The organism is Saprospiraceae bacterium (assembly GCA_016713025.1).
Lineage (GTDB): Bacteria > Bacteroidota > Bacteroidia > Chitinophagales > Saprospiraceae > OLB9.
In genome coordinates, this window is the sequence record JADJPZ010000004.1 from 592,084 (window position 1) to 603,939 (window position 11,856).

Annotated in this window: 12 protein-coding genes and 2 pseudogenes; 5 read left to right on the plus strand and 9 right to left on the minus strand. The window is 39.1% G+C overall.

From position 1 onward, the window contains the following. Positions 1 to 15: 15 nt before the first annotated feature. Complete coding sequence (locus IPK35_08910; protein MBK8053375.1) at positions 16 to 501, minus strand: hypothetical protein; 486 nt, start codon at positions 499 to 501, stop codon at positions 16 to 18. A gap of 268 nt (positions 502 to 769) precedes the next feature. Here IPK35_08910 and IPK35_08915 point away from each other — a divergent pair, with 268 nt between their 5' ends. The 5 genes and pseudogenes from IPK35_08915 (at position 770) to IPK35_08935 (ending at position 5,378) form a co-directional block, all read left to right on the plus strand. Beyond that, positions 770 to 2,062, plus strand: coding sequence for an NAD(P)/FAD-dependent oxidoreductase (locus tag IPK35_08915; GenBank protein MBK8053376.1), 1,293 nt, complete (start codon positions 770 to 772; stop codon positions 2,060 to 2,062). 235 nt (positions 2,063 to 2,297) lie between these two features. After that, positions 2,298 to 3,518 (plus strand): dicarboxylate/amino acid:cation symporter, encoded by a 1,221-nt coding sequence (locus tag IPK35_08920; protein ID MBK8053377.1) that lies wholly within the window; start codon positions 2,298 to 2,300, stop codon positions 3,516 to 3,518. 217 nt (positions 3,519 to 3,735) lie between these two features. After that, positions 3,736 to 3,945: a pentapeptide repeat-containing protein gene (locus IPK35_08925; protein MBK8053378.1), complete on the plus strand. Its 210-nt coding sequence runs from the start codon at positions 3,736 to 3,738 to the stop codon at positions 3,943 to 3,945. Between the two features lie 161 nt (positions 3,946 to 4,106). Continuing rightward, a pseudogene (locus IPK35_08930) lies at positions 4,107 to 4,855 on the plus strand (hypothetical protein). A 16-nt stretch (positions 4,856 to 4,871) separates the two neighbouring features. Beyond that, the gene (locus IPK35_08935) at positions 4,872 to 5,378 is read left to right on the plus strand and encodes a ClbS/DfsB family four-helix bundle protein (GenBank protein MBK8053379.1); all 507 of its coding nucleotides are present in this window, start codon (positions 4,872 to 4,874) and stop codon (positions 5,376 to 5,378) included. Positions 5,379 to 5,392: 14 nt separating this feature from the next. Here the strand turns inward: IPK35_08935 and IPK35_08940 are convergent, their stop codons facing one another. The 8 genes and pseudogenes from IPK35_08940 to rsxC form a co-directional block, all read right to left on the minus strand. Beyond that, complete coding sequence (locus tag IPK35_08940; GenBank protein MBK8053380.1) at positions 5,393 to 6,259, minus strand: RnfABCDGE type electron transport complex subunit B; 867 nt, start codon at positions 6,257 to 6,259, stop codon at positions 5,393 to 5,395. Between the two features lie 63 nt (positions 6,260 to 6,322). Continuing rightward, positions 6,323 to 7,180: a ferredoxin-NADP reductase gene (locus tag IPK35_08945; GenBank protein ID MBK8053381.1), complete on the minus strand. Its 858-nt coding sequence runs from the start codon at positions 7,178 to 7,180 to the stop codon at positions 6,323 to 6,325. A gap of 37 nt (positions 7,181 to 7,217) precedes the next feature. Further along, complete coding sequence (locus IPK35_08950) at positions 7,218 to 7,415, minus strand: hypothetical protein (GenBank protein ID MBK8053382.1); 198 nt, start codon at positions 7,413 to 7,415, stop codon at positions 7,218 to 7,220. Positions 7,416 to 7,555: 140 nt separating this feature from the next. Then, positions 7,556 to 8,137, minus strand: coding sequence for an RnfABCDGE type electron transport complex subunit A (locus IPK35_08955; protein ID MBK8053383.1), 582 nt, complete (start codon positions 8,135 to 8,137; stop codon positions 7,556 to 7,558). After that, entirely contained in the window at positions 8,134 to 8,790 is a 657-nt protein-coding gene (locus IPK35_08960; protein ID MBK8053384.1) for an electron transport complex subunit E, read from the minus strand. The genes IPK35_08955 and IPK35_08960 overlap by 4 nt, the downstream gene beginning before the upstream one ends. Beyond that, positions 8,787 to 9,483 (minus strand): annotated as a pseudogene (locus IPK35_08965) (FMN-binding protein). Before IPK35_08965 ends, IPK35_08960 begins: the two are co-directional and overlap by 4 nt. Beyond that, positions 9,480 to 10,499, minus strand: a complete 1,020-nt coding sequence (locus IPK35_08970; GenBank protein ID MBK8053385.1) for an RnfABCDGE type electron transport complex subunit D — start codon at positions 10,497 to 10,499, stop codon at positions 9,480 to 9,482. Before IPK35_08970 ends, IPK35_08965 begins: the two are co-directional and overlap by 4 nt. A 4-nt stretch (positions 10,500 to 10,503) precedes the next feature. Next, positions 10,504 to 11,853 (minus strand): electron transport complex subunit RsxC, encoded by a 1,350-nt coding sequence (gene rsxC / locus IPK35_08975; protein ID MBK8053386.1) that lies wholly within the window; start codon positions 11,851 to 11,853, stop codon positions 10,504 to 10,506. Positions 11,854 to 11,856 lie beyond the last annotated feature (3 nt).

The following is an 11,856-nucleotide window of genomic DNA, read 5'->3' on the forward strand; positions in this document are numbered from 1 at the left end:
CAGCAGGGAAGGAGTCTATTCCGGCCAGATCAAAGTTTCGCCGTCTTCTTCTACATCCGGCAGAATCTGCATTTCTATAGCTTCTTCGTTTTCAAACCACACCATCAGGCCGGCTTCGTCAGATTCTACGAGTTCCAGGTCTGGTGTCTCTTCATCAGACAGATCTTCTACATTGGAGATTTCAACATTGGCTTTGTCAAGCAAGTCCATCACTTCATTTTTTGGCATACCGATGATAGATTTTCCTTGGAAAAGAAAATAAGGATCAGACACTGCTATAGACACAAGTCTCCACTCATATTCAGCATCAAAAACAAGAGAAAACTCATACTCGTCATAGTGCCAGGATTCCAGTTCATCATTGACTTCTTCGTCAAAACCCGGAACGTTTTCTATTTCATCCGGCTTACCGGCGATATTTTTGACTTCATCTCTGGTCATTCCAAATTTTATAGCTCCGAGACCAACTCCTGGTATAATTTCCCTGATTTCCTTTTTCATGATATTATGCTTTTAGCTTAAAAAAGGCACAAGGTAAAGCAAATTATTAATTCATCACTTTCAAATTATAATTTTAATTATAAGTTGTTCAATGGATGTCTATTAGCTGCTTATAAAAATTAAAATAAATCAAATAATCAGTTAATTATTTCTTAAAATTTCAATATATTATTCTGTAATAAAATAATAATGAGATTGTAACAAAATTATATATCTATATTTTTAAACATATTCTATTTTTATTCTGTTATTGGAGCAAACAAATATCATGAATGACAATCATAAACCTAGGCTGATAGTTTTGGGAGGAGGATTTGCAGGGCTTCAGCTTATCGAAAATATTAAAAAGGATCAATTTGATATTTTACTCATTGATCAGTTAAACCACCATCAGTTTCAGCCTCTCTTTTATCAGGTTGCCACTTCACAGATTGAGCCATCATCTATATCTTTTCCTTTCAGAAAAATATTTCAGGATAGAAAAGATGTAAGAATCAGGTTGACCAAAGCGATATCCATTGATCCGGAAAGTAAAGTGGTTGTCACAGGGATCGGTGACTTTGAATTCGATTTTTTGGTCATAGCCACAGGATGTAAAACAAATTATTTTGGGAACAAAAACATTAAAAAATACACCTACGGTCTGAAGTCAACTTATCAGGCTATCACCATCAGAAACAGCATCCTGGAAAATTTTGAAAAGATCCTGTATGTTGATGACGAGGAAAAAGAATCACTCATGAATATTGTCGTGGTAGGTGGAGGGCCTACCGGCGTAGAATTGGCAGGAGCTTTTGCTGAAATTAAAAGAGATATTTTACCTAAAGACTTCTTCAGAATTGATTTTTCCAAAATGAATATCATTCTGCTCGAAGGAAGTCCCAATACATTGAATAATATGTCGGACATGTCCAGAAAGGCATCCACAGATTATTTAGAAGACCTTGGCGTGATCATCAAAACCGGAGTGTATGTCACTGATTATGATGGTACTACCTTAAAGCTGAATAATGATGAAACATTAAATAGCAAACATGTCATCTGGGCTGCAGGTGTAACAGGAAATATTATTAAAGGATTTGATCCTGAAAATATCACTAATACCAATCGTTACAAGGTAGACAGAGTGAACAGGATCAATGGTTATCCACATATTTTTGCTATAGGTGATATATCCTGTATGGAAACCACAAAATACTCCAAAGGACACCCTCAAGTAGCCAATGTTGCTATTGGTCAGGGAAAATTACTGGCAACTAATTTGGAGCGCATCGTTTCCGGCACACCTTTGAAAGAATATGAATATAAAGATCTGGGATCTATGGCTACTATAGGGAGGCACAAAGCCGTAGTGGAACTGCCATTTATAAAATTTAAAGGGTACTTTGCATGGTTTGTTTGGATGTTTCTGCACCTGATGCTGATATTGAGTGTGAGAAACAAACTTATCATATTTATCAACTGGGCATGGAATTATTTTTCAAAAAACAGCTCGCTCAGACTTATTCTTAAAGATGACGAACATGTACAATTAGTAAAACCTAAAAAGATAAAAGCTTAACCTCCACATAAAGAGGCTCATCTCATTGATGCCTGAAGTTTTGTAATAGTTTGTCAGATGTGCGATGTTACAAAGTAAAAAACTAAAATGATTATTGATATCCAGGTATCAAATAAAATGAGAATGTTTTGGTAGTATTATTAAAATAATATACCTTTCGGCGGTCAACATTTCTCAATAGAAAATAATCAAATCAACTGTGAGCGCACCTGATACTGAACCAAAGAAAAACAATGTGGCTTTATGGATATTTATTGGACTAATAGCCGGTATGATCGTCGGAACTTCACTTAATTATCTTACAACTCCGGAATTTATAAAAAGTTATGTAAGTATTGCAAAATATGGAAATATCATCTTTTTGAAATTTATCAAACTGATCATTGGACCATTAGTGTTGAGTACGTTGGTGGTAGGTGTAGCAGGCATTGGTGATGCCGGAACAGTAGGACGAATGAGTGTAAAAACAATTGGCTGGTTTATATTTGCCAGCCTGATGTCGTTAACTCTTGGGCTTATCCTGTGCAATATCTTTCAGCCGGGCTTAGATTTTCAAAATCAGATTTCTTCAGATACTGCAGCTACTAGTCTAGTAGCTACGGACAGTTTCACTCTTGACCATTTTATCGAACAATTAATACCTGAAAATATTTTTGTTGCATTATCTAGCCATAAGATGGTATTACAGATTGTGGTATTTTCAGTATTGTTTGGTCTAGCTACAGCTGCTATTGGCGAAAAAGGGAAACCTATCATCTCTGCCATGGATTCTCTTGCTCATGTAATGCTTAAACTTACCAATATGATCATGTGGGTCGCTCCATTGGCTGTTTTTTGTGCCGTTTCTATAGTCATTGCTGAAAAAGGGATTGGAGTCATGGTCGAATATGGAAAATTGATTTTGCTATTCTATTTTGCATTGTTTGTCTTATGGTCCATTTTATTGTTCCTCGGCTTTTTGTTTGTCAAAAAGAGAATCTGGAGTCTACTGAGACATATACAAGAACCACTTCTTTTGGCGTTTGCCACCGCCAGCAGTGAATCCGCATATCCGAAACTGCTAAATCAGTTAGAGAGGTTTGGTGTGAATGAAAGGATTGTCAGTTTTGTACTTCCGCTTGGATATTCATTCAATCTGGATGGAAGTATGATGTATATGACCTTTGGTTCCATCCTGATTGCACAGGCGTATGGAGTAGACCTTAGTTTAACACAACAGATGACTATGTTGCTGGTATTGATGGTAACAAGCAAGGGTATCGCTGCTGTACCAAGGGCATCACTGGTAGTTATTGCCGCAACCATCGCAGGATTTGGAATTCCTGAAATTGGAATAGCACTATTGTTACCTATTGATCAATTTCTTGATATGGGAAGAACAGCGACCAATGTGGTGGGCAATGCAGTAGCAACGGTAGCAGTAAGCAGAATGGAAGGAGAAGAAATTCATACTTAGATTTTATAACCATTTTCATTGCCTTAAAATTATGAACCCGACTTCATAATAATAGCTAAATTGGGTTCAACTGTTTGGCTTTACCTTTGGTTTCCGACAATCAATGATTCATTCCTTGCTAGTTTAATACTGTGGGTGGTCCAATTTTTGCTCAAAAATTGTTTAAACATCCCGCAACCCCTGCCTACGTAGGCAGACTTATCCCTGTTTTAAAAATATTCAGCTGCAGGAAACTGATTTTGCGGAGGCAGACTTGACAAATGTTATATTTGATACATGCAATCTTGAGCAAGCTAATTTTGATCGTACTACACTTGAAAAGGCTGACTTTCGGTCTTCTTACAATTATACAATAGATCCTGAGATCAACCGGGTCAAAAAAGCAAAGTTTTCGGTTTTTGGAATTTCGGGACTTTTGACCAAATAGGATATTGAAATAGAAAAATGATCTGCAGGAATATGAATGAAGTATTTATGACTATTTGATACCACTATGTCAACTTTGATGGAAGAGTGAAAATGCCCTGCACAATTTTGAACAAAGGATATGATTTTGCTGTTAACTTTAATGTATCTTACCATATTTGAATGATGAAAAATACTAACATCATTTCATGGTTATTGGAAGGTGATAATGCCATTCAGTATCAAACCCTTCGGGATTTGTTGGGCAATGATGATGTTACTTTAAGAAAAAGAATTACAACAGAAGGTTGGGGCAAACAGTATTTGGATGCAAGAAATGAAAAAGGGTATTGGGGCCAAGATTATTATCAACCTAAATGGATATCGACTCATTACACTTTACTGGATTTAAAAAATCTGGCTATTGACCCACATCATGAGGATATTGAAAAAATAATTACTAAAGTTTTGATCAACGAAAAAGGTCCTGACGGTGGGATTCTGCCTATCGGTACTGTCAAAAAATGTGATGTGTGTGTCAACGCTATGGCATTAAATTTTTCATCCTATTTCCTTGCAAAAGAAGAAAGTCTTCACTCCGTCGTTGACTTTATACTCACTGAAAAAATGGGAGATGGTGGCTTCAATTGTCAATCCAATAGGAAAGGAGCTAGTCATAGTTCCATGCATACTACCATTTCAGTTTTAGAAGGATTTTTTGAATTTCTGAAAACCGGATATACTCTGCAGCAATAGATGTCCTCATTTCAAGAAGAACAAAAGAAGGACTCTGGAAGGCAGTATCCATTCATCCTGGAAAGTTACATTTTGAAATGGAAAAGGCTGGACAATCCAGCAGGTGGAATACATTAAGGGTTTTGCGAGTATTAAAAAAGTACAGACCTGAATATTACCTGAATTCAATGATCTAATATTAAATTTTAAATCATGCCGCGACCTACCAACAAAACCGAATTACTGACTCTAAGTCAAAAAAATTATGATCAGCTTAATCACTTTATTGAAAGCAGGGCAGAAGCTGAACAAATGAAAGAATTTCCTCCGGGCACTATGAACCGAAATATCAGGGATGTTCTTGCGCATTTGTACCATTCGCAACTCATGATGAAAAACTGGTACGAGATTGGTATGTCAGGTCTTAAACCAGATATCCCTGCCGAGGGCTATACATGGAAGACGGTGCCAAAACTCAATTATAAAATTTGGGAGGATTACTCTAAGGTGGCACTGCAAGAAATAAAAGTATTGTTAGCTGGTTCCCACAAAGAGATGATGAAAATGATAGATGGACACAGTAGTGAAGAGCTTTTCGAGAAAAAAAGGTATGCCTTGACAGGTACTACCTCACTTGGTGCGTATTTCATTGGTGCCACTTCCAGTCATTATGATTGGGCATTAAAATTGATAAGCAAAGCATTTAAGAACATGAGATAGCATTTTGTTTGCCCTTACGAATACCCCATATTCCGGCTTCCTTTCCTTATAATCTTTTTAGCTTCCTTACCTTTGATGATGCCTTCTTTATCATCGAGCCATACGATGGCACCTGTAGGGCATCTCTGTATAGGATCCTGTGTTTTATGGTTTTTGGCGTAGTTGATGACGGGTAGGTTTTTGACCATGGTGATCATGTTGTCTTCTGCATCCATGGCGCATTTGCCACAAGCGGTACAGCCTACATCACAGACGTCTAGTACTTCATCTCCGGCTTCCAGGCTTTTGCATGCTACCCAAAGCCGATGACTTATGGGGTGGATGGAAAATAACATTTTAGGACATGCTTCCACACAATCTCCACAAGCGGTGCATTTTTGTTCATCCACGACAGGAATGCCAAATTCATTCATCGAGATAGCATCAAAGTCGCACACTACCTCACAGTCACCATATCCAAGGCAACCCCATGAGCAAGCCTTACCGCCGCCCGAGATCAATGTAGCCGCCTGACACGTGTTGACACCCTTGTAGTATGCCTGATTGATAGCTACATTTTTACCTCCGTTACAGGCTAAGCGAGCGACTCTTTTTTCTTCTGCACCCAAGGCCACACCCAGAAAACTGGCGATGGCAGATCTGCCTTCATCACTGCTAACAGAACATTTGCCCGGCAACACCTGACCCGACACCAATGCTTCAGCAAATGGGCGGCACCCGGGAAAACCACAGGCGCCGCAGTTGGCATGAGGCAACATATCTTCCACCTGATCTATGCGTGGATCTTCATAGACATACAATTTTTTATTGGCTACAGCGATCAGCCCGGCCAGTGCCAATGTCAGTAAACCAAGTGTTAGTATGGGAATGAAAATGCTCACTTTAAATGTTGATTTGTTGATTTGAATATTCGCTGATTTTTTTTATTTACAATTCACCATTACCTAATAAATGATTTCCGCCCACTTTTTACCGGCTTTCAGTTCTGCTTTTCTGGTTTCCCATTTCTCTTTGGAGCCAATAATGTTTGAAAACGCATTGTCTAATTGTGTCAGTATTTTGTCATAACCGGCTACGTAGATATAGGTATTGTTTTTGGAAAGCATCTCCTTGATTTCTTCTGCTTGACCTTCTATCATCTTGTCCATGGCGATAGGGTCTGCCCACTTTGGTCTTGGACTTAGGGCATAAAAGGCTTCAAATGTCTTCTGATCATAATAATTTGTAAGATCACCTTCTTTGTCGTTGAGATACAGCAAATCAAGTCCGCTGGTAGCACCATAAAAAAGTCTGATTTTTCCTTGCCAGTCTTTCACATTTTTATAGATATGTCTGACAAAGGATTTAAAAGGAGCAATTCCAGTTCCCATACCAATAAGGATGATATTGGATGTTTTGTCATCAGGCACTACATATGGTAATGAATGAGGCCCGGTAAGCATTAGTTCATCTCCTGGATTTCTGTTGCACAGGTAATTAGATGCGACACCTTCGTACTTTTCGCCGCTGAAATCATCCACGTAAAAACATCTTTTTACCAACATCGTAATTTCAGGCAATCCGGAAGCTGTAACATCGGAATTGGCAATAGTGTAAAGTCTGTGATGTACATTGTTGCCAAATGGTCCTACGTATTTGACTATGACACCAAAACTTTGGTCCACATTACAGTGAAAGTTTTTATCCTGCACTTCAATATGAATTTCCCTGATATCCTCCGTATCTGCAGGTGTGATACGTTTGTTGCCCTTTACAACTGCTTTATAATGTGTTCCTGATAAATAATCTGATAATTGTGCCATTTTATTTCCTTTTATGGTTTAAAATATACTTTATACTTTATTCAATTTTTAAAAATTCTCTTTTATTCTCGCACGCTTCGGTACATCCGCAATTTTTACATGATCTACGCTCTGCCAATACATCTTCATCACTGATATACTCCCTGAAAGTCTTTTTCCACAACAACTGTACTATCAGCCAACCCATCATCAGTGCTGTTATACTTGTTATTGCTATTATTAAAGACTGTATCATTTTAAATTTCTTTTGGTTTATTTTACTAAATCTGTATCTTTAATATCAAAATCTATATCTTATTTTATTTACTTTCTTCCAAATAAATTTGGAAGTCCAATATGTTTTATCTACTTCTTAATCTCAATCTTAACCTTTCTTTATCCTCCCAATCCTGCAAAACCCATAAAGGACAAAGATAAAACTCCTGCTACCAGCAATACAATCGCTGTACCTTTGGCCATGCCCGACACCTCAGAAAATTCCAGTTGCTCTCTCAATCCCGCCATCAATACAAGTGCTAATGTAAATCCTGCTCCGCCACCCAATGCAAAAGTAATACTTTGAAGCATGTCATATCCCTTACTTGTTTGAAGCAAAGCTATGGCTAATACTGCACAGTTGGTTGTAATCAAAGGCAGAAATATCCCCAATGCCTTAAATAGTGCTGGACTTGCTTTTTTTACAAACATCTCTACAAGCTGTACCGTAGAAGCAATGACTACGATATAGCTGATTAACTGTAAAAAGGGAGCATTGATAGCTGCCAACAATACATTAATACCATAGGCACAAACAGAACTGATGACCATTACAAAGGTCACGGCCGCCCCCATTTTGGAGGCAGTTTCTACTTTGCCTGAGACTCCCAAAAAAGGACAAATGCCCAGAAAGTATGCCAGCACAAAATTATTGATCAAACTGGCATTGATAAAAATGGTCATGAGTGATTCATTGTTCATGCTTTACTTTTTTTGAGTTTGTAATGGTTGAAAATCAGCAGCAAACATGCCAACGTAAAAAACCCTCCTGCAGGCAAGACCATAATGACCCACTTCTCAAATGCATCCGGCATCACCTGCATTCCTAAGAAAGTTCCTGAACCAATAATTTCCCGTATACTTCCTATACAAAATAATGCAAACATAAATCCCAATCCCATACCCAATCCATCCATCAAAGATCTGCCTACAGTGTTTTTTGATGCAAATGCTTCTGCGCGACTCAGGATGATACAGTTCACTACAATCAGAGCTATAAAGGCTCCTAAACTTTTATGTAAATCAACACTTACAGCCTGAATCACATAATCTACCATGGATACAAAAGTGGCTATGATTAGAATATAGGAAGCGATACGCACTTCCTTCGGTATGAAGTTTCTAAGTAAGGAGATCAAAACATTGGACATGGTCAACACAAAAGTAGTTGCCAATCCCATGGCTATCGCATTCATGGCTGAATTGGATACTGCCAACGAAGGACACATGCCCAGCACCTGAACAAATACCGGATTGTCACGCCAAAGACCTCGTATAAAGTCATCTGTTCCGGGATGTTCTCCAAGGCTGCTGAAAAAACCTTTATTTGTCTTATTTTGATCGGTCAGACTCATTTTTCAGTTTTGACGTTTGATAAAAAAGTTTGTTTGTTTTTATATATCTTTGGTATCCACTCCTTGCTGCTTGTATTCAGTATATTACCTACTGCCCGTGATGTGATCGTAGCACCTGTAATGGCGTCAATTTCCCATCCATTGGTCTTTTGACCGTTTTTAACGGTTTTTATTTCATTTTTTTAAGGTAGAATGATCATCCTTAAGTGCCACATCCATAGATTTCATATTGGCCAAAAATGGATCTTTCTCTATTTTATCTCCAATACCCGGTGTTTCTTTGCTTTCGAGAACATAAAAACCTATAATTTTTTGCTGTTCAGGGTCATATCCAAAAAGAAGACTTAATACGTCACCATACGCTTTCCCACTTCCTTGAAATGCCACCCCTTTACACACCCCTTTGTCATCATAACCGGCAAGTACTTTTTGTACTTTAGGATTATTGGTGGTCATTTCCGTAAAGGTCTGGTCAGGGTTGAGCTGAAAGGATTTCGTTTTAGTGATGCCAGGAATCACCTGAAAAACAGCATCTTCCAATGCTTTGGCTCTATTATTTTCTATCGTGACCTTGGTACCTTCGTAGGTTACTACTATGAGCAATGCACAAATGATACCTATCGATGCCATGGCAATGATCATCTTTTTATCGTTGGATTTTTCCGGTACTATTATGTTGGTTGAATCACTCATGATACTTTCAGTTTTTTAGTGGTACCATATATCCGTGGTCTGACCAGGTTGTCAATATGTGGTGAAATCGCATTTCCTAACAATATTGCATACATTACTCCTTCTGGAAGTCCTCCCCAAAGTCTGATGACCACCGTGAGCAATCCAATGATAGCTCCATATAGCCATAAACCTTTAGATGTGATAGGAGAGGAAACCATATCGGTGGCCATAAATATCGCTCCCAACATCAATCCACCCGAAAATATCGTGAAAAATGGGGATGGATATGCTTTATCATCTATCATGTAAAAAGCAGCACTGAATACAAAAACGGTCAGTATGATGGATACCGGAATTCTCCAGTTCATCATCTTACGCCATGCCAGATATATTCCTCCTAAAATGATGAATACGGTACTCGTTTCGCCTACAGAACCACTGCATATACCAAGAGCCATGTCATATGCTTCCGTTGTTACCTTATCGAATTTAAAAGCTGTTAGTGGTGTCGCACCTGATATTGCATCCACTTTGGGCGACATCAGTGGCCAGGCATAAATGGATGAAGACAATGAAAAAAATCTTTCGGGATCGAAGGCTTTGTACCAGGTAGTGATAGCAACAGGAAACGCAGCCTGCAGAAATGCCCTACCCACTAATGCAGGATTAAATACATTATAACCCAAGCCACCAAATATAAATTTTCCTAATGCTATCGTGATGACAGATCCTAAAAATGCCATCCATAATGGAAATACAGGAGGCAATGTCATACCCAGCAATAATCCGGCAAGTGCAGCAGAATAATCATAAATGGTCGTCGGTTTGCCTGACCATTTACATAAATAATGTTCTGTAAGTATTGCGCCAACTGATGTAGTCATCATCACCAATAAAGCATTCCAACCAAAAGCATACACTCCAAATGCTGCAGCAGGCAGAAGGGCATACACCACATGCTTCATGATGGTATCTGTGCTCAAACCCTGGACCAAATGTGGTGATGTGCTGATATTTAATGTAATCCTACTCATGACTTCAATGTTGGTTTAGGGATTGTTTTCTTTTGTACCTTGACTTTGACAATCTGAAATACTGCACTAATGGAATATGTGAAGGACACACATAGGAACACGAACCACATTCAAAACAATCCATCAGGTTAAAATCGCTGACCATCAGGTCGTAGGATTCAAACTTGGCCAAAATTCCTAGCTTGGAAGGGTTGAGTGAGATGGGACAGGCGTCAACACAGGCACCACACTTGATACATGGGTAGATTTTGTCCGTATGTACTACATCTTTACTACCGAAAACCAGAATGCCTGAGGTGCCTTTCGTAATGGAAATATCCAAATCAGCAACTGCAGGACCCATCATCGGGCCACCCATATAAATTTCGGCTATGTCATCGTCCACAATACCTACATGATCCAATACAAATCTTAATGGTGTACCAATGGGAATGAGATAATTTCCTTTTTTCTTAACTGCAGGTCCTGTAATAGTAATGACCCTTTCCTGAATACCACGGCCATGTGGCAGCAAGCGACCAATTTCCGCAGTCGTTGCTATATTGACCGTAACGATATTGACATCTATCGGTAATCCACCCGAAGGTACTTCCTTCCCCAAAACTGCCGTGATGAGCATTTTCTCGGAGCCTTGAGGGTATTTTACTGGTACTACTTTAACGGAAACCGGGATATCGGTAGGTTTTATTTTGTTGAGAAGGTCTGCGGCATCCTGTTTATTGCCTTCTATGCCGATGATGACTTCTTTGGCACCTGTTACCTTCATCAGGTAGCGGATACCCATGTAGATATCTTCGCCCTGTTCCAGCATGACCCTGTGGTCTGTGGTGAGATACGGCTCGCATTCTATACCATTGATGATGAGGACGTCGCATACCTTACCTTCCGGCACTTTTAGTTTTACATGGGTTGGGAAGGCTGCTCCGCCCAGACCTACGATACCGGCATCCTGGATAGCATGTAAGATTTCATCTGCTGATGCAGTTTTGTAGTCAACACAATATCCTTCCGCCACTTCCTGACCTGAAGATGGAAATGCTTTGATGGTAACTCCCTGGGCTTTGCTCCCGGAGATAGTAGGTACCAATCCAATTTTTTCCACTATGCCTGATATCGGTGAATGTATAGGAACAGATACATACCCAGCAGCTTTGGCTATCACCTGACCTCTCGACACTTCCTGACCTTCTCTCACCGTGATCTCCGCAGGTGCTCCTATATGCTGCGTCATCGGTATGATCAATTCCGTTGCAAAAGGAAACTGCCTGATAGGCAAGCCCTTGGTATCATCCTTGTTTTCAGGAGGATGGATGCCATTTTTAAAGGTATTGGTATGTAATGAAAGGAAGCCCATCGA

Coding starts and splice junctions, on each gene's coding strand:
- IPK35_08910 (MBK8053375.1), bottom strand. CDS start 501: ATGAAAAAGGAAATCAGGGAAATTATACCAGGAGTTGGTCTCGGAGCT.
- IPK35_08915 (MBK8053376.1), top strand. CDS start 770: ATGAATGACAATCATAAACCTAGGCTGATAGTTTTGGGAGGAGGATTT.
- IPK35_08935 (MBK8053379.1), top strand. CDS start 4,872: ATGCCGCGACCTACCAACAAAACCGAATTACTGACTCTAAGTCAAAAA.
- IPK35_08945 (MBK8053381.1), bottom strand. CDS start 7,180: ATGGCACAATTATCAGATTATTTATCAGGAACACATTATAAAGCAGTT.
- IPK35_08950 (MBK8053382.1), bottom strand. CDS start 7,415: ATGATACAGTCTTTAATAATAGCAATAACAAGTATAACAGCACTGATG.
- IPK35_08955 (MBK8053383.1), bottom strand. CDS start 8,137: ATGAACAATGAATCACTCATGACCATTTTTATCAATGCCAGTTTGATC.
- IPK35_08960 (MBK8053384.1), bottom strand. CDS start 8,790: ATGAGTCTGACCGATCAAAATAAGACAAATAAAGGTTTTTTCAGCAGC.
- IPK35_08970 (MBK8053385.1), bottom strand. CDS start 10,499: ATGAGTAGGATTACATTAAATATCAGCACATCACCACATTTGGTCCAG.
- rsxC (MBK8053386.1), bottom strand. CDS start 11,853: ATGGGCTTCCTTTCATTACATACCAATACCTTTAAAAATGGCATCCAT.